Below are 25,325 nucleotides of genomic sequence, written 5' to 3'. Positions count from 1 at the left end.
CTACTGCAGCCCGCATCTCCCCACATATGACCACAAGTCATAGCGGTGCTCGCGGAAGATGAAATCGAGATTCGGGTATTCCAGCGTCTCTGCGGTCATCTCGACCCGACTTCTCAAGTCGTTGACGACGGCACATGCCGCAAGAAACGTGGCTTGTTTGATTCGGGAATCCTGGCCCGACAATCGTGCCCAGAGCAGTTGTCCGAACTGGTTCTGCACTTTGTTGAACAGGTTCGCGTCGACCGGCATCGCGAGACGTTCACGTTGTTCGAGGAGGAGGGGAACGAGCCAATACGCATCCAGCGCGGATTGCCGGCCCACGACTTTCCGCGTGATTCCGCAAGGATTGTCGCGATAGTCGTACACAGACTCGCTCAGCGCCACGTAGCGTCCGCACAGCGGAAAGATCACCAGCGCGAAGATCGTGTCCTCGAAGTCCATGCCGTCGGGAAATCGAACCTTCTCGAACAGAGTTCTCCGGATCGCTTTACCCCATGGGTATCCCGAGATACGCGTCGTACGTTCGTCGAGTCTCAGTTGGCTGCAGGCTTCGTACCGAACACGTTCGATCACGCCTCCCGCGGTGTCGATGACGTCGTAACCACCCTGGACGATATCGGCCTGCTCGCGTTCCGCCGCGCCCAGGAGTAACTCGACACTGTTCGTCGCGAGTCGATCGTCGCTGTCGAGGAACACCAGGTACCGGCCCCGCGCCGCGGCGATGGCATGGTTTCTGGCGGTTGCCACCCCTGCGTTCAGAGTGCGAATGACATTGAGATCCTTGTGATCCCGATAGCCATCCAAGATTGCGGGGGTGCCGTCACCGGAGCCGTCGTCGACCACCAGGATCTCGTAACGATAGTTCGTGGCTTGGGCAATGGCGGAGTCCAGGCATTCCTTCACGTGGGATTCAGCGTTGTACGCGGGGACGATGATCGACGCATCCAGGTCGTCGGTTCCCGATACCAGTTCAGGGTGACATCTCGGCACCGCACGAGGCCGGACCGTCGAAATGCAGCTCTCCGGATCGAGGACGGCTCCGTCGTCCCACGATCGCCGCATCAACTTCTTGGCAGCGAATCCGGCGGAGAGCAGCGTCTCGAACGCATCCGCGGCCCATGTCGCTGCGAGCTCCGATCCGGTCGATCTGGCGACCCGCCTGAACACCTTGTCCCGCACGTCGCCTACTCAACAACCAGGCTGCAGGACCGCGCGGGCGTATCCCGCGCTCTGGTAGGCGTACTCGAATGCCCACCTCGGCAAGGGTATCCGCGCCGGGCTGTCCACCATCACCAGGTCACCGCCGAAGCACTGCTCGAGAATGAATCGGGCCCGCGAGATGTGGGGGCGGAAGGTCACCACGATGACGGTGTGCCAACCATATTGCGCTGCCAACCGGCGCAGCTCCCGCCCTTCGCCCTTGGTGGTGCCCGGATCCGGATCGAAGCACAACACCCTCGGTCCCTCGATCGCGGCCCCGCAACGGTGAATCGTGTCGCGATCGGCATCATCCGGGCTGGACACCACCAGGGTCGGTGCCCATCCTTGTGCCTGGAGCTCGCGGCCGTAGGCATAGCGCTGCGCCCCGTACCCGCCCAGCACGAGAATCGCATCCGCGGTGCGCAATCGGTCGATCTGCGGGTGCACGTACACCGGCAGTCCGGCGACGACGATCGCCGCCGGCAGATACGCCAGCGCGGTGAGGGTCCGGACAGTGCCGCGCCACCGGCGGCGCCGCGGTACCAGCTGCGGCGGGGCGGCAGCCCGGGCCGCGCCGCTACAGGCCGTCTGCACTGTCGGCCGCCCGGAAGCCGGTGTGGTAGACGATATCGGTGGAGGTGGTGGGCTTGCGATACATCCCCTCCTTGTAATACACGGCAGCGTCACCAGGTATCAGCGTGCGGACTAAATAGGTGTCGGCACCGTTGACGAACGTCTGCCTTATTCCGTTGTGCCATAACCTGATCCAGCCTTTGTCGTCCGATGCCGACCAATTTATCTGCATCGTCACGTCATGCCACTGTCCGACATCGAGCGGGGTGTCGAAAATCGAGAAGGTGCCCAGCCAGACGCCCGGCGCGGATTGATCCTCGATCGTCAGCGACCAGAAGCCGTTGCGCGAGTCCACCGTCCAACTGATCGGCGGGCTGCCCGCACTACCGTCTTGATGCCACTGGTTGGTCACCCCCCAGCCGAGGTCGCCGTGATTCATCGGGAACGTCTGGTCGAACTTGGTCGAGAATCGATACCAGCGGGTCTGCCCTTCCGAGCCGCCGGCATCGGGGGTATCGCCCTGCACCTCGGCGCGTTCGCCGCCGCCGAACGGGGGCACATCTCCGGGACGGACCTCGAAGCGAGCCACTTTCCCCTTGGTGGGATCGTCGACGATCCGCGCCGAATACCCTGGTACGTAGTCCTTTCCGGCACCGTTGTAACCGCGCACCTGCACCGTGGGCCATTGGGCGAAGTCCCCGGTTGCGTAGTTGCCGGTGAACAGCGCCCCGGCCGCGAGCGCACCCGGCGCCGCCCACAGTGTGAGCCCTAGGACAACGGACGAAACGAATAAACGCATGACGCCTCCGTGAGTCGATGGATGAGTCAGGGACTTGTCTCCCCCGAGGCCCCGGTGCCGTCGTTGCCCACCTGCGCGGTAGACGACTGGCCGACCGGGTCGGCCGGTCCCTGGGTGCTGGTCACCCCACCGGTCTGCGTTGTGCTCGGCTCGGGCGTCGCCGTGGCAGACGGCTGGGCATGCTCGGTTGCGGAACCGCCGGCACTCGACGAGCCGGCCACCGTATCGCCCGGCTCGAACTTGTTGCCCGTCGACATGATGTCCTGGGATGGTTGTGTCGCGCTGGTCGGTGGGACCGACGGCGGCTCCGGGGCCACCGTCGCGGCCGTGAGTGCCGGCACCTGCTCCGAAACCTGCGGTAAGGGCGTCATTTCACTGGTCGGCAACACCATGGTCATGGCGGATATGGTGGGGGTGGCGGGGGTGATGGGATCCGGCGGCGCGGGCGCCGGGAGGGGTTGGATCGCCGGTGTCGCCATGAAGGCTGACATGACCGGGACCGTCGGCGGCTGCGGTACCGGGGCGAGCACCACCACCGTCACCGCAGCGGCCGTCGGCGCGGCCTCGGGGGCTAGCGGATCAGAAGCATCCGGGGTGCGCATCCGCGCGGTGGGCGTGTGTACGACGAATGCGGCGGCACCATTGATTTCGATCACCTCAACCTTCCCGGACGGCGCCGGCACCGGGGTCACGACGATCTTGTCCAACTCCGTCGTGACGTCGGAGAGATCAGAGGTTCCCACGAACACGCCGTCGAGCATTCTGTTCAGGTCCGCCAGATCCGGGTGGCCCATCACCTGCTCCAGCACGGAGTCCGGCATCGCCAACAGGGCTTGGAGTTTCGTCTCCAGCATGGTTTGTTCCGCGTCGGCCGAGTGGAAACTCAACAACATCAGCAGGGCTTGCAGCTTCGCCCGCACCGGAAGGGGTCCGACATCGACCACCGCACTCGGATAGGGCTGCGTCTCCAATTCGGCCGCGGCCGGCTGCCACGACGATATCCTGGCATTCATCAACCTGAATTCGGCTGTCCGCGAGGCATCGAACGTATCGTCGACGACCACCCCGTGCATCGAGGTGATACCGGCCGCAGGTGATGCCGAACGCTCGGGGAGCCCGATCGCGAGTCCGGACTCGACCGTCGAAGGAAACAGCGCCCACGTCGACACCCCGACACCGAAGACGAGCAGCCCCGCGATCTCCCGGCGACCCGCCGGGCGCGAATGAACGAGTTCTCTTCTAGCTCGCATGTGCGATCACCCCTCGGAATCGCTTGAATTGCTTGTTTATTCAGGCTATGCCTTGGTACATGAAGGTGTCAATGAATCCCGAAGACGTTGTCTACGAACGAATTAAGCACAGCACCAATGCTGTTCAACATATACCGGCACCATAAATGGACACCAGAACGGATCCGTTCGATGAATATCATTCAGTGGCACCACCTTTTGTCATCCCAACTGGAGTACACCTCCGCCCCCAGGCTGTGCGCACAGATCACCCGGCATGACGCACCTGCCGCACCACGGCCGACAGTTCACGCCACGCCGCGGGTGCGAACAACGCCAGACCGGCCGCGTAGAGCACCAGGTACCCGACACCCTCGCCCAACAGGATCGCCACACCCGCCAGGAAGCCGCGTTGATCGGAGTGGCTCACCAGGTGCTCGAGAAGGCCGAGCGCGATGGCCGCAGGCGCTGCCACCAGGACCGGCGGCCCCAGTCGGGCGGCCAGCTCACCGAAGGTCACCCCAGCCAGAGGCCGGGCGAGCAGCAGACTGAGCACGCCGGCGACCACGGACGACAACGACAGCGCCAGACCGACTCCCGTCAGCCCGAGGGGCAACAGCGCGAACAGCAGGCAGATCCCCAGCACGCTGGTGAACAGCGTCACCCAGTTGAGCAGGTGAGTCCGGCCCGCCCCCTTGATCGACTCCATTCCGACGGCCATCAGCGCCACCCCCGGCCCGATTCCCGCGAGAGCCACCAGCATCACGCCCGCCCCTCGCCACTTCTCGCCGAGCAGCACCGTCACCCCCGGTTCACCCGCGGCGATCACGAAACCCGCCACCGGGACCATCAGACCCCACAGCAGTCCGAGGGCACGCAGGAACGCCGACCGGAATCGCTCGGGATCTCCGGCCAACCGGGAGAAGGCCGGGAACAACACATATGAGCCGGCGTCGATGACCGCCGTCTCGGGCAGCGATCCGAGTCGCCGGCCGTAGCGGTAGTACCCGAGCGCGGTGGCGCTCAGCGCACCGCCGACCACCGCCGTCTCCAACACGTCCCGGGCCCGATTGACGACGGTCCAGACCACCAGGGGCAGGGAGAACCTGGCCAGTTCCCGCCACAGCGCGAACGACGGCTTACCGCCGTCCGCACCTGGGCGCCAGCCGGCCAGCGTCCACGCCGTGACCAGCCACGCCGCCGTCGAGCAGTAGGTTCCGATGACCAGCCCCCACACCCCGAAACCGTTGACGCACAGAATGATCGACGTGCCGGCGAAGGTCAGCGCCACGACGGGACGGACGATCAGCCGTTCCCGGAAGTCGAAGCGGCGCTGCATGAGCGCGTCCGGCACGTAGGTGAGTGCGTGCAGGACGATCGTTCCCGCCGACACCGCGGCGATCGCCCCCACGATGTCACTGGAGAAGATCCACGCGATCAGAGGGGCACTCGCCAAGGCCACCGCCGCCCAACCCACGCTGGCGAGCAGCGTCGCCCAGAAGACGGTGGTGGCGACATCGGCGATCCGGCCTTCGCGCTGCACCAGCGCGTTGGACATACCGGCCTCGGCGAATGTGGTGAGGAAGCCTGACAGCACCGTGCCGGCGGCGAACCACCCGACCTCGGCCGGTGAGAGCAGTCGCGCCAGCACCAGGGTCTGCAGCAACGACACCAACTGGGTGAAGACCAGCATCCCGGTCGCGATGGCGGCTCCGCGACGCAGTGTGCCCGACAGTGGGCCCACCGATGAGCCCGGCACGCCGGTCACGGGAGCGCCGGTGTCCGCGCCGGCCGGGCTAGGCACTTTCCCCCTGTCCGGCAATGGCTTTCGCGCTGGCCTCCGTCTCCCTGAACAGGGCCTGCCACGGACGACCGGTGACGTGCCAGGGATAGTGCTCGTGCAGTAGTGCGTTGGCATTCGCCCGCAACCTCAGCCGTCGGGCCGGGTCGTCGAGCAGACCCAGCACCGCGGTCACGAACTCGGCACCGCTGTCCGCGACGACCAGGTGCTCGCGGTGGCGCACGCCAGGCAGCGCTTCGACGCCACGTGCCGTCGACACGACCGCGATCCCCAGGCCGAATGCCTCCAGCACCTTGTTCTTGAGCCCACTCCCGGTCTGCATCGGATTGACCATCACCGGATACCGGGACGCCTCCGCGCGCAGATCGGCCACGAAACCCGGCACCCGGACCAGTGGCTCCCGCTCGGCCAGCGCCGCCAGCCACGCCGGTGCGTTTCGGCCCATCACCGCCACCTCCACCCCGGCGGCCCGCAGCGCGGGAAACCACACTTCTTCGAAGAAGTAGCTCAGCGCGTGCGCGTTCGGCTCGAAATCGAGGTTGCCCCAGAACACCACCCCCTGCCGCTGCGCAGGTGGGGGCATGGGTGCCAGGAAGGCGTCGTCGACACCGTTGGGCACCGTGATCACGTTGGCTGCGGTACCGCTGCGCTTGACGATCTCGGCGGTGTCCATGTCACCCACCGTGGTCACCGCGTCGAACAGCGCGGGCAGTCGGGCTTCGGTACGACGGGCCCGGTACAGGTCGAGAGCGTCGCGCCAGTTGCGGCCACCACGAAAGCCACCCGCGTGCGCGAAGGCACGACTCTGCGTCAGCGCTGTGCTGTCACAGACGTCGAGCACCATCGAGCAGGACGGAATATCGCGCACCAGCTCGACGAGGCTCTCGCCGAATACGATGACCCGGCGGACGTCGCGTTCGGCCACCACGGCCGACAGCAGGCGGCGCGTAGCGGCAGCCTCGCGCGGCCTGCTCATGCGTAGGTAGTGATGATTGTCCAGCCGCAGGTGCCTGCGCAGAGCCTGCGCCCCGGTGAGGATCGGCGGACACTCGGTCACGCTGGCGAACAATGCCGAGTTGTCCATCGTGGGCGTGCGGGCCGGCAGCGGGTAATGCGGTGCGACCACCAGGTGCAGCTCGTCGGGAACCAGCGCGCACAGCTGTGCCACCCGCAGGTCGTAGCCGCTGTGCAGCGTGTCCACCCGCGTCGAGGCAAGCACCAGGGTTGTCACGACGATCTACCTCGCTCCCGCCGAGGGCAGTTGCGCGGGGTTTCGGGCCTGTTCCTCGACGAAGCCGGCGAGCGTGCCGATCGTCTCGAACACCTCGCCCCTGAAGTCCTCGTCGTCGATCTCGAACCCGAACTCCCGTTCCAGCGCAACGGCCAACGCGACCACGGCCATCGAATCGAGTTCGGGCATACCGCCGAACAACGGCGTGGAGGCCGTCAGCGTGTCGGCCCGGTCCTGGATACCCAGTGTGCTGACGATGACCGCGGTGACACTGTCGAGGGTCGCCGAGCTGTACTCCATCCTGTTCTCCTTTTCATCGCTCTGTGGTGGCTAGACGAGCACCTCGGCCGGATGCGGATGGCCGAGAAACGCTGTCGGGCTTGCGGTCAGGCCATATGCTCCGGCCTGGAACAGCACGATCAGGTCGCCGATATCGGCAGGTGGGAGCGCGACCTCGTCGCCGAGCAGGTCCAACGGGGTACACAGGCAGCCGACGACGGTGACGGTGCCCGCCGTTGGCTCGTCCATCCGGTTACCGACGGCGATCGGGTAGTTCCTGCGGATCACCTGACCGAAATTGCCCGACGCCGCCAACTGGTGGTGCATCCCACCGTCCACCACCAGGTAGTCGCGTCCACGTGAATGCTTGCGGTCGACCACGCGGGTCACGTAGATCCCGCATTCTCCGACGAGATAGCGGCCGAGCTCGACCACGACCGCTGCCTCCGGCAGGTTCGCGGCGATCCGGGTCGCCATCAGTTCGGCCAGATTCGCTCCGATTGCGTCCAGGTCGACGGGGATGTCCTTGGCGAAGTACGGGATACCGAAACCGCCGCCGAGGTTGACGTAGCGGATGGGCGTGGGAAGCCGCTCGGCCAGCGCCACGATGAGATCGACGGTGCGGCGCTGGGCTTCACCCAGAATCGCCGCGTCGAGGTTCTGGGATCCGGCGAAGACGTGGAAGCCGAGGAAGTCCACATCGGCCGCGACCAGGCGGGCCAGCAGGTGCGGTACCTGTTCCACGTCGACACCGAACTGCTGCGGGCCGCCACCCATGCGCATACCCGATCCCTTGACCCGGAAGTCCGGATTGACCCGCAATGCGACCCTGGGGCGAAAGCCCAGTCGTTCACCGATTTTCACCACCCGATCGACTTCGGTCGCCGACTCCATCTCGATGGTGACGCCGGCGGCGACCGCCTTCTCGATCTCGGCCTCGGTCTTGCCGGGCCCGGCGAAGCTCACCCGTTCCGCCGGGAGGACGGTATCCAGGACCGTCGCCATCTCCCCCGTCGACGCCACGTCCATCGCGTCCACCAGGCCGGCTAGATGTTGGACGACGGCGGGCATGGGGTTGGCCTTGACGGCGTAGCTCAGGTGGATCGCCTTCGGTAACGCCGCACGCAGCCGCTCGACCCGCGCAGTGAGCAGGGCCCGGTCATAGGCGAAGAACGGCGTGGTTCCCACTCGGGTAGCCAACCGCTGCAACGTCATTCCGCCGAGGGTCAACTGGCCGTCAGCGGTGCCGAAGGTGGCGATGGTCGGGTGCTCGGTCACGGTCCGAGTTCCTCACGCAGTCGGGCGCGATCGAACTTGCCGTTGGGTGAGCGCGGGATCTCCGCCAGCACCGAGACCGACGAGGGCACCATGTATCGCGGAACCCGCTTGCTCAATTCGCCGATCAGCGCATCCGTATCGAACCGGCCGGCCGTCGCCGGGGTCACCACCAGCTGGATCCGCTGGCCCAGGTCCTCGTCGTCGACACCGAGGGCCACGGCGTCCCGGACCCGGCCCGTCTCATACACGACATCTTCGATCTCGGTCGGACTCACACGATAGCCGGACGTCTTGATCATCTCGTCCCGGCGCCCGACGAAATACAAGAAACCGTCCTCGTCGGCGATCACGTTGTCACCCGACCAGACCGCCAGTTCCGCTGCACGCCACGGTATTTCCGGTCGTGGCACCGGACGGAACCGCTCCGCGGAGCGCGCCGGGTCGTTCCAGTAACCGAGTGCGACGAGCGCGCCCCGGTGCACCAGCTCACCTTCCTCGCCCGGGTCGCACAACGAGCCATCCGGCCGCACAACCAATATCTGCGCACCAGGGATGGCTTTACCGATGGAGCCGGGCCGGCGATCCAGTTCGGCTGGATCGAGGTACGTCGACCGGAACGCCTCGGTCAGGCCGTACATGAGGTACGGCCGCGCATCGGGGAAGACCGCGCGCAGCTTGTCCAGGGTGGGCTTGGGCATCCGGCCGCCGGTGTTGGCGAAATACCGCAGGGAGCGGATGGCGTGCGGCGGCCACTTCTGCTCGGCGATCTGCACCCACAGCGGCGGGACGCAGGTGAGCCCGGTGACGCCGTGCTGCGCACACAACCGCGGCACATCGCCGGGGAGCAGGTAGTCCATCAACACGACGTGGGCACCGGCACTGAATGCGGTCGTCAACTGGCTGAAACCGGCGTCGAAACTCAACGGCAACACGGCGAGAATGACGTCATCGGCCGAATTGCCCAGGTACTGTGCGACGCTCTCGGCACCGACGATCAGGTTGCGATGACTCAGCACCACGCCTTTCGGCCTTCCGGTGCTTCCCGACGTGTAGAAGATCGCGGCCATGTCGAGATCGATCGCCGCGGTGCGCGGCAGGCCGCCCCGCGCCGGTGCGCACAGGCCTGCCCAGGAGTGCACCGCATACCGGCAGCTCGGCGGGTCGTCCGGCAGCGCACCGACCACCACGACGTGCTCCAGGTCTGGGCATGTCTTCAGGTCGCCCCGAAGCAGCGCCCACCGCTCCGGTGAGGTCACCAGCACCGTGACAGCGCAGTCGACCAGGATGTGCCGCACTTGTGCGGATCGCAGCAGCGGATTCACCGGTACGAATACGCAACCCGCCGCGGACGCTCCGAACACTGCAGCCACGGTCTCGACCCGCTTGTCGAGATAGACGGCCACCCGTTGCTCGGCGGTCACACCGAGGGACGACAATCCGGCCGCCGCACCTCGGATCAAGGTCCACAACTCGCCGTAGCCGATGGTCTGATTCTTGACCGTCAGTGCCGGCGCCGCGGGGTGTGATCGGGCGCGGTCTTCGATCAGATGGTGCACATTGGTTCGCATCAGTCACCACCGCATACATGTGAGTTCGCTGTAGAGATAGTCGATTTGGTCCGCCCGCAGGGTGTCGCTGCGGTACATCTTCGCTCTGGGCGACACCTCCACCGACCCGGTGAAGCCCGCATCGACGACATGCGATTCGATGAGCGTTGCCGGTAGCCCATGGTGCCGGAGGAGATGGCCGAACAGGTGGCGGCCGGTTTCCCGGAACAACCTCTGGTTGCTGACATGAACGAGTGCCGCGAACAACGGCAGGTTCTTCCGCCGAACACGCCGGAACATCACATGACAGGTCTGCGCTCCGCGCACGATGACGGCATGCTCCACGGCAGCCGCTCCGGCATGGTCGAGATACACCGAGAGATCCTCTGCGCAAAGGCTCTTCTTGATGTCCTGGAAGTGCGACAACACCCGGACGCCGTCCGAGCGGACGGGCCACGGCACGTTGGGCACGACCACCGTGGACGTGTCCAGCGCAACGAAGCCGAGCCGGATGTTCAGCGCCTGTACGTCGATTGACGGGGACAGGTCGGTGAAGTGATACCCCTGCTGGCGCAGCAGTGCGCGCAACAGTCGCACACCGTGCGATCGGTACGGCTGCGCCACACACCATGCCGCCAGATTGCAGAACCGCTCTGTTCTGCCGTCGATCCACCGGTCGGAGTAGAAGGCCAGATGAGCACCGACCACCTCGGTGCCGCACCGGAGCAGGAAACCGTGGTTGGGCTGGTCGACCGCCCACGTCGGGATGATCTGCGCGGACCAGCTCTCCACGGGTACCCGCGGGTCGAGCCGATCATGCAGGAACTGGGCCACCTCCGGCAGATCCGCCACGGTGATCGGCCCCAGTTCCACTGCGGACTCGACCACTGCGCCTATTCGCAGTGCCGACCCGTGACCGTCAGACGCCGACATCGGTGCTCACCTTGTTCTGCGCCGGTCGCTCACCGACAGAACTGCGCCGGCGCGGTCGCGGCGCAAAGCCGGAGACCTTGAGCTTGAACACCGCAAACGACTGATGTGCCGCGAACCCCATCCGGGGCAGCGCCAACGGGTCCGAATCGGCATCCGCGAATCCGTCGGTGGTCGCCAAAGCCCACTGGATACCGTTGCGGCGCAGCACCGTTCTCGACCGGTCGTCGAAGTCCTGCGTCCTGCCGTTGGGGTAGGCGAAGATCGTCGGCGCCCGGCCGGAGTTGATCTCGACCGCCCGGCATGATTCCGAGATCTCCTGATCCACCTTGTCGTCATCGCATCGCGACAGGATCGGGTGGGTTACGGAATGCGGATACAGAGTGACCGGCGCGTCAGCGGCCAACGCACGCGCTTCGTTCCAGGACAGCAGCTGGAACGGCCCGCCGTGCGCATCGGATTCCTGTCCCAGAGCGGCGACCAGGGACTCGACCTCCACCAGCCGTTGGGCATCGGGCACCTCTTTCAAACGCTGGGTGATCTCCTCACGAGCCCGGGTGCGGTCACCGTCGGTGCGCAGCGATCGAATGCCCAGCCCCTGCGCGGTGAGGTCGATCTCCGTCCTGGCCGTCTGCGCAAATGCGTGCCACAGCCGGTCCGGCCACAGCAATTCGGCCGTCCCCATCGGCCCGGTCGCCAGAAACACCGCCGCGGGCAACTCGAGATCACGCAACACCGGCGCGGCGTTGGTCAGCAGGTTACGTGTGCCGTCGTCGAAGGTCACCGCCGCTGCCCGGTGGGGCAGCGTCCCGTCGCGCAGCCGCTCCAGCGCCTCCTCCAGCGGGAGGACATGGAAGTGCCGGCGAACGTAACCCAGGTGACGCCGCAGCGCCGCGGTGTCGATCACCCAGTCGCAGGGCGGCCACAACGGCTCGTCGTGCACCCCGTGGAACATCAGAATCGCCAGTTGGCGCGAGTGCTTCCACCGCGCGTACCTCGGCACTCCGAGCGCGCACAGCAGCCGAGCCGCCACATCCCTCGTTCTGGTCATCGTCATGCTCCTATGCCATGGCTTTCCGGTAGGCGTCGACGGTCATCTCGGCGACCGCAGCCGCGGTGTACCGTTGCACCGCAACCTCGTGTGCGCGTCTGCCCATCTCGAGCGACAGCTCTTGATCGGCAAGGAGTTTCACCATTCGATCGGCGAGTGTCAGCTCATCGTCGGGGTCGACCAGAAATCCGGTCTCCCCGTCCTGCACCATTTCCGGCACCCCGCCGACCCGGCTCGCCACGACCGGTTTGCCCGCCGCCATCGCCTGCGCGAGGATCGTCGGCGCGGTCTCTTGGCGAGAGAACAACACGACCGCGCGGGCGGTGGAGATCTCGCGCCGCATCCGTTCGTTGCCGACCAGATCGACGATGTCGACACAGTCTTCGAGACCGAGGTCGCGCACCCGGTCCTCGACGAGTTTCGCGTAAGCCGGGTCGGGCTGCGGGCCGACGAGTGTGAGACGAGCCTGCGGCACGGACACCTGCACGCGCGCGAAGGCACTGACCAGACCGACCGGGTTCTTACGGGGTGTGAAAACACCGGCGAAAAGCAGATGCGGCTGAGTCGGTTTCGGGGGCGCCAATGCGAAGAACTCCGCTCCGGCGGGATTCGGAATGCTCACGCGGGTGCCCCGGATCGGTGCATCCAGCACCTGGGAGTCCCAGTTCGAGATGGAGATGGCGACCTTGGCGCGGCCCAGCACCCGCCTTTCCAACCGGCGGATCAGTCTGTCCCGCAATCTGCCTTGCAGACTGCCGTCGTCGAGGGTGTCCGGCGATGTGTCGGTGAACGTCACACCGTGCACGGTGATCACGGCGTCCGCGCGGCATCGCTGTGCGATATCGCCGTACAGTCCGATCTCCTGTCCGTGCACCACGTCGGGGTTCACCTGCGCCACCAGCCTGCGGGCCTTGCGCACGTCCAAGAAGGATCTGGTGATCGCCCGCAATCGGCGTTGCCCGCGCACACAGTGGACCTCGACCTTGGGACCCTCACGCCGATATTCGGCCGGTGCGTCACCATCGTGGAAACGCAGCACCGTCACACTGTCCACATCGTCGCGCTCCGCCAGAGCCGGGACGAGTGTGCTTGTCACCGATTCGATTCCGCCGCGCACCAGCCCGGGTTCGAGCGGATACGGCCCTACCATGACGATCCTCAGTCCCGGCCTCGTGCTGCTGTCCGGGACGGTGCGCGCCACCGACGGCACCTCGGTCACCAGCCGATACCCTGGTAGTTCGACGCACCCCGCAGTTGCCCGGCGTCGGGCAGCCGCACCAGGTCGATGATGAGCCGGTCCGCCCCGGCCCGTGCGATCGCCTCGACGACCCGGGGCTCCCGCGACCCGATGATCAGCACCTCGCCGTGGTCGAGCACCGCGTCGACATCGTCGGTCAGCAGCTCGCCGAGGTGGGGCAGTTGCTGGCGGATATACGTGCGGTTCGCTCCGGTCAACCGGGACAGCATGACGGTTGCATCGTAGATCTTGACGTGAAATCCTTTGCCTATCAGCCGTTCGGTGAGCTCGACCATCGGACTGTCGCGAAGATCGTCGGTTCCCGGCTTGAAGGACAATCCGAAGATCCCCACCTTGTGCCGACCGTTGGCGAGCACCAGATCGACGGCGCGTCGCATGTGACTCTCGTTGGATGCCAGCAGATTCGCCAGCAGCGGAACATCGAGATCGTTTCGCCGCGCGGCGTGCGTGAGTGCGCGGACATCCTTCGGCAGACAGGAGCCGCCGAACGCGAATCCCGGTCGCAGATACGCGGTACTGATGTTCAGTTTGGTGTCGGCCAGGAAGATATCCATCACTGCATGCGAGTCCAACGCCAGGGAGGAACAGATGGCGCCGATCTCGTTGGCGAAGCCGACCTTGAGGGCGTGAAAGCTGTTGTCGACGTATTTCGTCATCTCGGCCACCGGTATCGGGACCTGGAACCGCGGGCCCGGCAGCCCGTCGTACAGACTCAAGACCATCTCCGAACTCCGAGGATCGGAGTACCCCACAACGGTTTTCGGCGGATCCAGAAAGTCGCGTACGCTCGTGCCCTCGCGCAGGAACTCGGGATTCACGCACACTCCGAAGTCCCGTCCCGCCCGCTTACCCGAAGCCGATTCCAGCCGCGGGATGAGGATGTTCTCGCAGGTACCCGACACCATGGTGCTGCGGTAGACGACGACATGCCACCCTTGTTTCACGGCCAGCGCCGCACCGATCTCGTCGGTGACCTGTTCCAGGTACGCGGTCGACAACCCCCCACCGTGGGCAGAGGGCGTACCGACGCAGACGAGTGAGAGGTCCGTACTCGCGACTGCGGCAACCGGATCAGTGCTCACACTGAGATCTCCCGAGCCGACGACTTCGACGATGAGCTCGCCTATTCGTTCCTCGACCACCGGAGACACCCCCCGGCGGAGCGACTCCGTCTTGTCCGGGTTGACATCCACTCCGATCACCCGATGGCCCAGCCAGGCCAGGCAGGCCGCGCTGATGCACCCGACATAGCCGAGCCCGAACACACTGACCGAATACGACAACGTATCGCTCATCGTTTACTCACCAATCCCATCAACGGTGACAGAGACACACCGGACACAGCACCTCGCCGGCCGGCGTCGATCGTCAATCCGCGCCGGCCGTCCTGCTGGTACCAGCTGACCTTGAGTGCCGAACCTTCTCGGACTATGCGGGGTGCGGCCGTCACCCCGGGGTCGCCGACATGAAGCACCGACAGGATCGCCACCGGCGCGCCGGATCGGCAACGGGCTCCGACCAGCCAGGCCGGTGTTCTGGCCTCGAGCCGGTCCGACCACCACCCCAGATTCGAGGCGCCGTCCGCCCGTACCTGTTCCGGCCAGATCGTCGTCGTTGCGGCGTAACAGAGTTCGAGCACCGGCGTGCCGTCACGGGTGATCCGCTGACCCGTTCGCGTGGGTGTCGAAACCAGATCGGGGTGCAGCGGCCACGACACCGCGACGTCATGATCGGACCGCCCGCAGATCAGGTCGACGACTATCACCGCCGAATCCTCGGCCGGTGCGATGAGCCAGCGCCGGTGCACCACCGGATCGTCGAGCCGGCGGTATCCGTCATGCTCGGCGTCGACGATGCCGCGGTCCAGATCGACCGAGTGCACGGTCGTGTGGGCCCGGCTCCGCCAATAGAACGGTCCGCCGATCAACGATTGGTCGACGTTGTCGATGCACACCGTCGGGTGGGTGCGGGTACCGCGGTGCATGTCGCGCACGGCAGGGTCCCCGTAGAAGCTGGCCGTCCCGGGATCGGTGACCAACTCGCGTCCCTCGACGCTGAGCGTGACGCCGAGTGCGTCGGCGTGCCCGTGCGCCGCCGTCGCCGGATAGCCCAGCGGGCCCACATCCATCGTGAGTCGCCGGCGGCCATGCCGCAACACCACCAGCCCCCCGTTCGGCGCATAGGCGCTGGGCTTCGGATCGTCGCCGCCCGCACCCGGCCGGCCGGTGGACGTGCACAACGCGTTGCCGAACCAGGCGGAGGTGAGGGTGCGGTGTCCGTATCTGGCAGCGGTCGCATTTGCGGTGACCGCCCCGATGATCCCGAGATGCTCGCGGACCGTGCGTTTGTGTTCGGCACCCAGCCGCACCGCGAAACTGTCGTCATCATCACCATACCGGGGATCCGGATCTTCGGTACCGACCAGGGATACCAAGTATGCCGCACCGCGGTCGAGCGCCTCGGTCAACCGGACCGGCACCCTTTCACCACTGAGCTGCAGCAGTGCCACGACCACGGCCAGCAATTCCGCGGTGAAGATCTGATAGGCGACCGACTGCTCGGCGCCGGCGCCGTCGGGCAGGATCAGTCGGTCCGCTTCCTCGGTGAGGGTGTCCATCGCACGCCCGTACAACGCTGCGGGAGCGGACAGTTCGGGGAAGAGCAGATGCACGGTCAGCAATCCGGCCAGTTCACCGACCACATGGTTGTTGGCCGAACTGAACCGCGAGCGCGCATGCCAACAGTGACGTGCACTGGCATCGAGCATCCGGACGATACGGCGGTATCTCGATGTCGTCATTGCCGGTGCGTTGCGGAGTCCCTGTACGGCGAGCGCCACCGAGATCGCCCGAACGCCGACTTCGAACGCGCCCCGCCAGGCGATGCCGGAGCCGACCGGGTTCTGGTCCAGCCACGAGTCGAGGTGTGCGAAGGCCGCTTCGCTGTAGCGCAATTCGTCGGTGTAGAGCCATGCCTGCGCCAACAGCGGAAGGTGCTGTAGGCGGTTGAGTTCCCAGATCCATTTCGGGTCGCGCCGGCCGACCCGGTGGTCGATCCTGCTGCCTGCGACAGCCGGCCAGTGATAATCGGCTATCGGGTCATGGTTCCAATCGACGGCCCGCCCGACATTGACCGTGCGATAACCGAAATAGGTGCGATCGCCGGCAAGTGCACGGTCGGCCTCGACCAGGAGCCGGCCGACCTGCGCGAGGTGTTGGCTCTGCACCTCGCCGGCCCGCTCCTGATCGAGAAGAACCGGCCTGCCGATACCGTCGCGGAAATCCTGCAGCAACGCGGTCCAGTCGGAGTCGAAATTTGTCAGCATCCTGGAGTCGGCGCACTCACGCAATCCATCCCGGTTGGTCAGGGTGTCGACCACGCGCCGGGCGCGCCAGAGCACCTCGCGGGGCGACATCGCCGTCGCGCGGCCGGCATACCAGGTGAGCTTAGACACCTGTCGATTCCTCCAACGCCGCTCCGGCGCGCAGTACGGGCACCCGCGCACCGACCCGTTGTACGGGAATCCTGTTCCGGTGAAGCGGAATCTGCGTCACGGCGGGCCGCAGATCGACGATGGCGCGCTCTTCGCTGGGCTGCTGGACACCCAACAGCTCGGCGTAGAACCGGACCAGCGCCCGACTCGATACCTCCCAGGACAGCTCCTCTTCGACCCTGCGGCGCCCCAACTCCCCCATCTGTCGACACTGCTCGGGATTGCGCAACAGTGCATCGACTGCTCGGGCAAAGGACAGTTCATCGTTACCCGGCACGTATACCGCTGCGTCACCGGCAGATACCCGCGCCTCGGCGAGGTCGAAGGAGACGATGGGGCGCCCCATCGCCATGTATTCGAGCACCTTGTTCATCGTCGACACATCGTTGAGAGGATTCAACGGATCCGGCGACAGACACACATCGGCGGTGGAAAGGCAGCGCTCGACATAGGCATCGGGCACCCGGCCGGGAAACTCGACGATATCGTCGACGCCGAGTTCTGCACTCAGCGAGACCATGTCACCGTACACATCGCCGGCGCCCATGAAGATACAGCGGAAGTCGTCGCGCCCGATCTCGTCGCGCAGCCGCTGCACGGCACGAAGCGCATAGTCGACACCGTCCTGAGGTCCCATCACGCCCAGGTACGCCAGCAGATGGCGCTTGTCCCTGCGCAGGCTGGTGTCCGGGGGCCGGAGGTTGAAACGGTTCAGATCCGGTGCGCTGCGCACCACCGTGACCCGGTCCGGTGACATGCCACCGCGCTCGATCGCCACCCGCCGATAGCTTTCGTTGGTCGAGATGACGGCATCCGCTGCGGCATAGGTCATCCGCTCGACGTAGCGGGTCAACCGGTAGAGCAGCCGTCCACCGTTCGGGAAACGCGAGAGGAACAGTTCCGGCACCAAGTCGTGCTGGTCGAAGACGAAGCGCGCGCCGCCGGGGCGCAGAGCCACGGCGATCAGGAACAGCAGATCCGGCGGGTTGCACGCGTGAACGATGTCGATACGCGCAGTCCGGCGGACTTTGATCGCCAGCCGCAAGGTGTGCCACAGGGCGAGGAGGTACTCGCGCAGATACCCCGCGGGGCCACCGGTCGCCGCCCGCAGCGGGTAGCGCAGAATACGGACGCCCTCGATCGTCTCCTCCGGCTCGGTGTCCTGGTTGGCCCCTTTGGGACAGATGACGGTGACTTTGAACCCCGCCCGCGTCAGGGCCCGGGCTTCCTGCCAGACGCGCCTGTCGAAGGGCACCGATAGGTTCTCGACGAGGATCAGGATGTGTCGCTTCTTCATGCGTGGACTCCCCCTACTTGTGTGTACTCGGCGTTGAGCAGATCCTCGATCTCCCGTTGGGCCGCTTCGACGCTGCGGTCCAAACCGAATTCGGTCTCAACGCGGCGACGCCCCGCCCTCCCCATGCGGCGCGCCCGGTGCGGGTCCGACAGCAGGCCGACGATCTTGGCCGCCAGCTGCGCTGGGTCTTGTTTCGGTACCAGAAATCCCGTGGTTCCGTCCTCGACCACCTCGACGACTCCGCCGACGGCGGTACAGACCGCCGGACGGGCACATGCCATGGCCTCCAGTAGGGCCATCGGGAGACACTCGGTGGTGGAGGTCAGCGCGAAGACGTCCATCGCGCACAGCATTCGGCCCACATCGGCACGGGCACCGACGAAATGCACGTTCGACGCGATCCGCAGTGCACTGCACAATGTTTCGAGTCGGGAACGGCACACGCCGTCGCCGACCACCAGGAACCTCGCCCGAGGCACCTCGTCGATCACGATGCGCGCGGCCCGCAGGAACGTCTCGTGGTCCTTCTCCGGCCGCAACGAACCGAGGATGCCCACCACCGGATCGCCCTGATCCACCCCGAATTCGGTGAGGACGCTGCGGTCGGTGGCGGTGTCGAACAGCTCCGGATCCACGCCGTTGTGGATGGTGCGGATCTTTCCCGCGGGGTATCCGCGCTCCTGGACCAGAAATTCTCGCTGCACCTCGGCGACACCGAAATAGCCGCTCGTCCAGCGGATCAGGCCACGGTCCACGGCGCGATGAAGAACTCCGCGAGGGGTGATCTCACTCGCGTTGTGCACCCACATGATCGTGTGCCGGACCCCGGCGATGCGGGCGGCGATGCGACCGAGAGTCTCTGCGTTGTAACCCGACACCACCACGAGGTCGGGCCGGTCCCGCCGGATGATCGAGATCAGCTCGCGCAGTGCACGAGCGGCTTGCCACTTTCGCAGGTGCAGTGCCGTCGCCGCGATGCCGGCGGTGCCCAGATCGGCGAAGAGATCGCCCTCGCCACCGATGCAGACCACCGACGGTGTGAACCGCGCCGGATCCATCCGCGGCAGCACCGTGGTCAGATGCCGTTCAGCGCCGCCCGCTCCCAACAGTGGAACGACGAACAGTGCCCGGATCGGTCCTCCGCTCATCGGCACACCTGCCGGTAGAGCGCGTCAATCCGACTCGCGACGCGGATGGTGTCGAAGTGATCCCGGACCCTGGCATGGGCGGCCACCCCATATCGGGCACGCAGGTCATGGTCGTAGACGACCGTGCGCAGTGCCATGGCGATCGCCTCGGTGTCCTCCGGCGGGATGAGCAGACCGCATTCCCCGCCGATCATTTCCGGTAGTCCACCGACGTCGGTGGCCACGACGCACACACCGCGGGCCATCGCCTCCAGCACCGCCATCGGTTGGCCCTCGTTTCGTGATGGCAGCACCAACACCTGAGCGCGGTCGAGCAGCTCACCGGTCTGCTGCTCCGACAGCCAGTCGTGCACGTCGACGGTGTCTTCCAGGCAGAGCTCGCGGCTGTACCGACGAGCCTTCTCCACCTCGCCGTCCCCGGCGATCGTCAAGGTCGCCAGGTATCCGCGCGGCGTGCTGAACCCCGGCTCACACACCAGCTTGGCCCAGGCATCGAGCAGTCTGAACGTCCCCTTGTGATCGCCGATGCGGCCCAGGAAGACCACGTTGACGGGCGCACCCGGCGGCGGCTGGTCGTTGCGGTCCGCCAGACGCACGGCGTTGGGAATCGCGACTATCCGCGCGGACGGAGCGGTCACCCGCATCCGGGCTGCCCACAGGTCGCCGAGCGTGACGAAGGCGTCGGCCCGGCGCAGGGTCGCCCCGATCGCCGCCCGGATGAGCCGCGGCGCCTGCTCACAATCCGCTTGGAAAGCCGAACCGTGCATGTGCAGGACGACGGGTACCCGGGCCGGCCGGCTGATCCACAGCAGGAGGGCTTTCCGGATGAAGCTGCCGCGGGCGCTGGAATGCAGGTGGATCACGTTCGGCCGGAACCGGATCAGTTCGATGACGAACCGCACCATCCCGAGCGCGAACGTCGCGATCTTCTGCGTGGTCGAGCCATCGCGGTGGGTGACGACGTGGCGGACCTCCCACTCACTCCACAACGGTGTCTGTTGCATGGCCCGTACATAGGAGGCGATACCGCCTCGGGTCGCGGTACTGGTGGAGACCCACAGTGCACGTCGCGCAGCCGTGTTCGTCATCGGTGCCGGCCCTCCCCCATCTCTACGCCTCGACCAGCTCGGGCTTCGAACCGGCACCCAGCCACTGGAGGGTGCGGCGAATCCCCTCCTCGACGGCGACGACCGGTACCCAGTCGAGTTCCTCCTCGGCCCTGCGTACGTCGAGCGCGATGGCCTGCACTTCTGCCGCCGGGGCCGGTGCGTAACAGGGTTGTGCCGTCGCACCCAGTGCCGAGGAGATCAGGCGATACACGTCGTTGGTGGTCGTCTGCCGCCCGGTCCCGATATTGAAGATTCCCTGAGTCGTCGATGGTGCCCGGCCGGCGCGGACGAACGCCTCGACAACATCGTCGACGTAGACATAGTCCCGGGTGGCTGTCCCGTCCCCGAACACGGTGACCGGTCGACCCTCGAGCATCCTGCTGCCGAAGACGGCGATCACCCCGGCCTCACCGTGCGGGTTCTGTCGAGGTCCGTAGACGTTGGCCAGGGCCAGCCGGATCGCCGACATACCGTACAGCTGGGCATAGCAACCCAGATAGACTTCACCGGCGAATTTCGAAGCGGCATAAGGAGACTGAGGATCGACAGGCGTGGATTCGCTCACCGGAAGAGCGGTCGGTGCCCCATAGCGGGATCCGCCTGATGCGGCGTAGACGATTCGTTCGACACCGGCATGCCGGCAGGCTTCCAGCACACCGATCGTCCCGAGCACATTGCAGCCGGCGTCGTGCAGAGGGTCGGCGACCGAGGCGCGGAGGTCGACCTGGGCTGCGAGGTGAAACACCACGTCGGGCCTGGCCGCCGCCATGATCTCGATCAACTCGGGTGCGCGAATGTCGCTCTGGCGAAAGGTGAACCGGCTCCCGGACGACCCGAAGCGGCTCCGGGCGTGGTCGAGGTTGGCGGCGATGCCGGTGCTGAGGTTGTCGACAGCGACGACCTGGTGCCCCTCGTCGAGCAACCGGTCGACCAGAGTGGAACCGATGAAGCCGGCTGCGCCGGTGACGAGTGTCCGCATTCCCGTCACTCTCCTTTTCCATACACACGTGTGGGTTTCACGATCTCGAACGTCACGTCGACCCCCTCAGTAGGCACCTGTGCGAGCCAAGACGGCTCGCAGAGTCTTCGCGATGATCAGGACATCACCCACCATCGACCAGTTGTCGACATAGGAGAGGTCGAGGCGAACAGACCTGTCCCAGGACAGATCCGAGCGTCCGCTGACTTGCCACAACCCGGTGATACCGGGCTTGACCAGGAGCCTGCGCAGCACATCGCAGTCGTAGGACTCGACTTCGGGCCGCAACGGTGGTCGTGGGCCGACGACACTCATCTCCTGCCGAAGCACATTGATGAACTGCGGCAGCTCGTCGATGCTGAATCGGCGCAGGATACGGCCGACCGGGGTGACCCGAGGATCATCGCGAATCTTGAACAGCAGGCCGTCACTCTCGTTCATCGTCGAGAGGCTCGCGAGCTGTTGATCGGCATCCACGACCATGCTTCGGAACTTCAGCATCGAGAACGGCTTCCCGTTGATGCCGATGCGCTCCGCAGCGTACAAGACGGGTCCTCGGCTGGTGAGCTTGATGGCCGTGGCCGCGACGACGAGGATGGGCAGTGTCGCCGTGAGCGCGGCCAAGGCAAAGCAGAAGTCGAACGCTCGCTTCTGGAAACACTTGGCGCCCCGATATTGCGGTTTCTCGACCTGCAACAGCGGTAGACCTGACATCGGCCGCATCGCCAGACGCGACAATGCCACATCGACGACCCCGGGCGACACCATCAGGTCGACACCCATCGGCTCGAGTTCCCAGATGAGCCGCTGGAGTCGATGGACGCCGAAGTGTCCGGCACCCGCCACTGCGACCGTGTCCGCACCGCATGCCCTGATCGCCGGCAAAGCGCAGTTCTCGTCACCCACGATCGGGATGTCCAGGCCTGCGACCGTGAGGAATTCACCCTGCATGCCCCGGTATCCCGGGATGCACACCCCGACGACGTGATAGCCGTCCGACGGATTGTCGACCAATTCGTCAACCAGGTGCGCCACCGCATCTCGTTCGCCGACCGCCAGAACCGTCGTCCGGCATCTGCCCTTGCCCCGTTCGCGGACAACGACTTTCCGGCAGGCCCACCTGCCCAGCAACAGACCCAACGTCCCGACCGGGAGCGCCACCACCAGATATCCACGGGAAAGCCCGAGCTTGACCACCAGTTCGGCTATCGCCATGGCCCCGAAGGTCGCCAGGGACGCGTTGACGACTCGCCGATACTCCTCGGCCCCTGCACCGACCACCTTGGCGGACCGGGTATGGAAGCCCGCCAGCATCGACAACCACAGCGCGGCAATCACGATCGAGAAGGCGGTCACAAGGTGACTCACTGGTCCGGGTGAGGTGACGGTACTGCCGAATCGCACATACTGCGCCAGCATCACGGCGCCGGCGACGACGGCGGTATCGGTCACACGTAGCCGAGTGACGTACTGCCGCTGCCAACGTAGGCGCTCGGTAACAGCCTCCGGCGGGCTGCCGACTTCGCTGAGCGGTATGACAACTCGTCGGGCCGCCGGTTCCGCCCGTCGGGCTTGTCCGGCGATCGCACGCTTGCCGGGACCCTGACTGACCGTGTTGAGGTGCGCCATGGTCAGCCCACCAAATCCACGATGTGCGAAATACGCTCTGTAGAAGTCTTTTTCCGTGACACTTCTTCGCATTCCGCAGCCGGATCGGTCGCAGTGAGGTCAGTCAGCCAACGAACCGTCCGGGCGATCCCGTCCGGGAGATCGACCAGGGGAGTCCACTCCAGAGGGCACCGGGTGGGAGCGCCGGTGCCGATATCGCACGTGCCGGTGATCTGCACGGGCGCATGACCGGCGCGTACGAGTGCGTCCACCGCGTCATCGATGTACACGTAGTCACTGGCACGAATGTTGTCCCAGCTCCTGATCTGCGAACCGCCGGCGATCATGGCACTCGCCAGAGCCGCGATGGCGTTTCCCGGGTCGCGGTGATTCTGACGCGGGCCGTAGACGCTGCCCAAGGCCAGGCACAGCGGGGCCAGATCGTACATCTCGGCGTAGGCGCACAGATACATCTCGGCGGCGACTTTGGCGACCCCATGTGGTGACACCGGATTGGTCCGGCCGCTCCCCTCAGGCGGCCGTCCCGCACCGATGCCGTACCGGGCTTCCCGGCAACCCGCGTAGACGATTCGCCGAACCCCGGACCGGCGGCTCGCCTCACAGAGATTGATCGTGCCGAGTACGTTACTGCGCGCGTCGAGTTGCGGATCCAAGACCGATACCTGCGGATCCATCTGCGCCGCCAGATGAAAGATGATGTCCGGGTTGGCCCCCGCGATCACTCCCGCGAGCTCCGGTGCCTGAACATCGAGGCAGATCAGCCTGAACTGTCCGGGGCTGCGCTCGTTCCAACTCATCGCGTCCTTCAGGTTCGCGACGGTGCCCGCCGTGAAGTTGTCGATTCCGATGACCTGGTGGCCGTCGGCCAACAGTCGGTCGACGAGCGTGGAGCCGATGAATCCGGCCGCGCCGGTGACTAGAGACCTCATGGCACGTCCGTCCCCGACACCGCGGTGAGCCACGCCGGCGATCCCCCACCGCCGTCAACAGCTAATTCGTCAGGCACCCCTTAACTATCGGGTCCCCCACCGGTCCCGTACATGGACCGTCGGAGCGATCTTTCGGTTGAATCCCGATCTAGTTCCAGGAACTAGCCACGGTGCACCGGAGGGCGCGGAAGTGATTGCAGCAAAACATATTCAGACGCCCGCGGGCAAAGCACCACTCGTCGACGGCGCGCGGATGGACACGGTTGGTATGACGCCAGGTGAACGCACGTCATCGGGCATTGCACCGGATGACCGAAGCACCGAGGTGCGACGGGTCGAATCCGCAGGACGCGAACATGATTTGGTCACGGCGGCGGGATGGCCGACGGATCCGGTTCTCACCCTCCAGAGACCTGGTCCTTCGGGCGATGCGAACTAGATCCTCGCGGATCGTCGACCCGCACGACGACAATCAGATCAGCAGTGCGACGAGTCTGGTTCCCGCTCAACGGCGAACAGCCGCATCGACGCTCAGCAATGCCGCAACTCGGCAACACCGCGTCGCCGAAGGAACCTGGCCTGGTGTGCCGTTCACCACCAATCGGTGGACTCCCACAGCCGGCACTGCGGGATTCTCGATCGAAGACGCAACAGCAGTGCGATGTTGACCGCTATCAGAATCCCGAACACTCCCACGACGGCGATGCCGACCACCGCTACCGCACTCACGACAATTCCCACCACGTCAATCACCCTTCAGCACAGGCGAATTGGCTGACCGGCTACCACGGAACGCACGCAAGCTCGCTGTACAGGTAGTCGATCTGCTTCGGTTCCAGACTCGGGCTGGAGTACATCTTCGGCCTGTTGTTCAGGCTGAACGACAGCAAGGGCCGGTGCTCGATGGTGCGCAACTCAGCCAGGGTCGCCACCAGTCCCCGCCTGACCAACAAGTGGCGGGTCAGCGGGATCAACGAACGGTGGAACAGGTCAAGGTTGCTGACATGCAGGATCATCGCGTAGCCCACTGCGCCCATGTACCGGAACTCCCGGTACATGACGTGGCCGGACTCCTGACCACGGGTCAGGACGAGGTGCCGGGCCGCGAGCGCCTGTGCGTGGTCGCGGTAGAGTGCCAGCCCTGATCCGACCAGTGACCTTTCGATCACGTCCGGATCGGCACTGATCCTCGTGCCACACCGGAAGGTCGGCCACGGCAGATTGGGAATGAGAGCGGCCGAGGTGTCCAGATAGCGAAACTTCAGCCAGGCCAGAATCTCCCGAGGCCCCTCTTTCGGGGACAGACTGGTGAAGTGAAAGCCCTCCTGCGCCAACATCGCGTTGAGCAGAGACATGCTCTCGCCGCGGTATTCGGGCAACACGCACCACGAGCCCATGTTGCAGAACCGTTCCAGCCGGCCCGCCACCAACCGCTCGGAGTACAGAGCCAGAAGGACGCCCACGACGCGCTCCCCGTCGCGGAGCATGAATCCGTGATTGGGGGCCTTATCCTCCCACGGAGCCGAACACGATGCGGTCCATGGAGTTCGGTTGTTGTGATTGGT

At 65.7% G+C, this 25,325-nt stretch carries 22 protein-coding genes; all 22 read right to left on the bottom strand.

The window, feature by feature from the left end; all coding sequences use genetic code 11:
* Nucleotides 1–1,179: a glycosyltransferase family 2 protein gene (locus tag QN239_RS05210; protein ID WP_499008468.1), complete on the bottom strand. Its 1,179-nt coding sequence runs from the start codon at nucleotides 1,177–1,179 to the stop codon at nucleotides 1–3.
* Between the two features lie 9 nt (nucleotides 1,180–1,188).
* Nucleotides 1,189–1,794 carry a YdcF family protein gene (locus QN239_RS05205; RefSeq protein WP_499008466.1) on the bottom strand — a complete coding sequence of 202 codons (606 nt, stop codon included), beginning with the start codon at nucleotides 1,792–1,794 and terminating at the stop codon, nucleotides 1,189–1,191.
* Nucleotides 1,778–2,572 carry a polysaccharide lyase family 20 protein gene (locus QN239_RS05200; protein ID WP_499008465.1) on the bottom strand — a complete coding sequence of 265 codons (795 nt, stop codon included), beginning with the start codon at nucleotides 2,570–2,572 and terminating at the stop codon, nucleotides 1,778–1,780. The genes QN239_RS05205 and QN239_RS05200 overlap by 17 nt, the downstream gene beginning before the upstream one ends.
* Nucleotides 2,573–2,598: 26 nt before the next feature.
* On the bottom strand, nucleotides 2,599–3,822 hold the full coding sequence (locus QN239_RS05195) for a hypothetical protein (RefSeq protein ID WP_499008463.1): 1,224 nt from the start codon (nucleotides 3,820–3,822) through the stop codon (nucleotides 2,599–2,601).
* Nucleotides 3,823–4,069: 247 nt separating this feature from the next.
* Nucleotides 4,070–5,605, bottom strand: a complete 1,536-nt coding sequence (locus QN239_RS05190; RefSeq protein WP_499008462.1) for a lipopolysaccharide biosynthesis protein — start codon at nucleotides 5,603–5,605, stop codon at nucleotides 4,070–4,072.
* Nucleotides 5,598–6,833 carry a glycosyltransferase gene (locus QN239_RS05185; RefSeq protein WP_499008461.1) on the bottom strand — a complete coding sequence of 412 codons (1,236 nt, stop codon included), beginning with the start codon at nucleotides 6,831–6,833 and terminating at the stop codon, nucleotides 5,598–5,600. Before QN239_RS05185 ends, QN239_RS05190 begins: the two co-directional genes overlap by 8 nt.
* A gap of 6 nt (nucleotides 6,834–6,839) precedes the next feature.
* Nucleotides 6,840–7,133 (bottom strand): acyl carrier protein, encoded by a 294-nt coding sequence (locus QN239_RS05180; protein WP_167163269.1) that lies wholly within the window; start codon nucleotides 7,131–7,133, stop codon nucleotides 6,840–6,842.
* A gap of 30 nt (nucleotides 7,134–7,163) precedes the next feature.
* A complete protein-coding gene (locus tag QN239_RS05175) occupies nucleotides 7,164–8,390 on the bottom strand; it encodes a pyridoxal-dependent decarboxylase, exosortase A system-associated (protein WP_499008460.1) in 1,227 nt (408 codons plus the stop codon).
* Nucleotides 8,387–9,958, bottom strand: coding sequence for an acyl-CoA ligase (AMP-forming), exosortase A system-associated (locus QN239_RS05170; RefSeq protein WP_499008459.1), 1,572 nt, complete (start codon nucleotides 9,956–9,958; stop codon nucleotides 8,387–8,389). The genes QN239_RS05175 and QN239_RS05170 overlap by 4 nt, the downstream gene beginning before the upstream one ends.
* A 3-nt stretch (nucleotides 9,959–9,961) precedes the next feature.
* Nucleotides 9,962–10,870 carry a hypothetical protein gene (locus tag QN239_RS05165; protein ID WP_499008458.1) on the bottom strand — a complete coding sequence of 303 codons (909 nt, stop codon included), beginning with the start codon at nucleotides 10,868–10,870 and terminating at the stop codon, nucleotides 9,962–9,964.
* A complete protein-coding gene (locus QN239_RS05160) occupies nucleotides 10,857–11,924 on the bottom strand; it encodes a polysaccharide deacetylase family protein (RefSeq protein ID WP_499008456.1) in 1,068 nt (355 codons plus the stop codon). The genes QN239_RS05165 and QN239_RS05160 overlap by 14 nt, the downstream gene beginning before the upstream one ends.
* A 4-nt stretch (nucleotides 11,925–11,928) precedes the next feature.
* Nucleotides 11,929–13,137 carry a glycosyltransferase family 4 protein gene (locus tag QN239_RS05155; RefSeq protein WP_499008455.1) on the bottom strand — a complete coding sequence of 403 codons (1,209 nt, stop codon included), beginning with the start codon at nucleotides 13,135–13,137 and terminating at the stop codon, nucleotides 11,929–11,931.
* Entirely contained in the window at nucleotides 13,134–14,471 is a 1,338-nt protein-coding gene (locus QN239_RS05150) for a nucleotide sugar dehydrogenase (protein WP_499008454.1), read from the bottom strand. Before QN239_RS05150 ends, QN239_RS05155 begins: the two co-directional genes overlap by 4 nt.
* Nucleotides 14,468–16,630 carry a heparinase II/III family protein gene (locus QN239_RS05145; protein ID WP_499008453.1) on the bottom strand — a complete coding sequence of 721 codons (2,163 nt, stop codon included), beginning with the start codon at nucleotides 16,628–16,630 and terminating at the stop codon, nucleotides 14,468–14,470. Before QN239_RS05145 ends, QN239_RS05150 begins: the two co-directional genes overlap by 4 nt.
* The gene (locus QN239_RS05140) at nucleotides 16,623–17,966 is read right to left on the bottom strand and encodes a glycosyltransferase family 4 protein (RefSeq protein ID WP_499008452.1); all 1,344 of its coding nucleotides are present in this window, start codon (nucleotides 17,964–17,966) and stop codon (nucleotides 16,623–16,625) included. Before QN239_RS05140 ends, QN239_RS05145 begins: the two co-directional genes overlap by 8 nt.
* Nucleotides 17,963–19,114 carry a glycosyltransferase gene (locus QN239_RS05135; RefSeq protein WP_499008451.1) on the bottom strand — a complete coding sequence of 384 codons (1,152 nt, stop codon included), beginning with the start codon at nucleotides 19,112–19,114 and terminating at the stop codon, nucleotides 17,963–17,965. The genes QN239_RS05140 and QN239_RS05135 overlap by 4 nt, the downstream gene beginning before the upstream one ends.
* Nucleotides 19,111–20,202, bottom strand: coding sequence for a glycosyltransferase family 4 protein (locus QN239_RS05130; RefSeq protein ID WP_499008450.1), 1,092 nt, complete (start codon nucleotides 20,200–20,202; stop codon nucleotides 19,111–19,113). The genes QN239_RS05135 and QN239_RS05130 overlap by 4 nt, the downstream gene beginning before the upstream one ends.
* A 22-nt stretch (nucleotides 20,203–20,224) precedes the next feature.
* Nucleotides 20,225–21,202, bottom strand: coding sequence for an NAD-dependent epimerase/dehydratase family protein (locus QN239_RS05125; protein WP_499008449.1), 978 nt, complete (start codon nucleotides 21,200–21,202; stop codon nucleotides 20,225–20,227).
* A gap of 66 nt (nucleotides 21,203–21,268) precedes the next feature.
* A complete protein-coding gene (locus QN239_RS05120; protein WP_499008448.1) occupies nucleotides 21,269–22,831 on the bottom strand; it encodes a sugar transferase in 1,563 nt (520 codons plus the stop codon).
* Nucleotides 22,832–22,833: 2 nt separating this feature from the next.
* The gene (locus tag QN239_RS05115; protein WP_499008447.1) at nucleotides 22,834–23,760 is read right to left on the bottom strand and encodes an NAD-dependent epimerase/dehydratase family protein; all 927 of its coding nucleotides are present in this window, start codon (nucleotides 23,758–23,760) and stop codon (nucleotides 22,834–22,836) included.
* A gap of 591 nt (nucleotides 23,761–24,351) precedes the next feature.
* Complete coding sequence (locus QN239_RS05110; RefSeq protein WP_499008446.1) at nucleotides 24,352–24,504, bottom strand: hypothetical protein; 153 nt, start codon at nucleotides 24,502–24,504, stop codon at nucleotides 24,352–24,354.
* Between the two features lie 38 nt (nucleotides 24,505–24,542).
* Nucleotides 24,543–25,223: a hypothetical protein gene (locus tag QN239_RS05105; protein WP_499008445.1), complete on the bottom strand. Its 681-nt coding sequence runs from the start codon at nucleotides 25,221–25,223 to the stop codon at nucleotides 24,543–24,545.
* Between the last annotated feature and the right edge of the window lie 102 nt (nucleotides 25,224–25,325).

The sequence above is a fragment of the Mycolicibacterium sp. Y3 genome (assembly GCF_051188035.1).
Classification (GTDB): domain Bacteria; phylum Actinomycetota; class Actinomycetes; order Mycobacteriales; family Mycobacteriaceae; genus Mycobacterium; species Mycobacterium fluoranthenivorans.
Note: the sequence above shows the minus strand (reverse complement) of the source record. Positions and strands in the feature narration are given on the sequence as shown.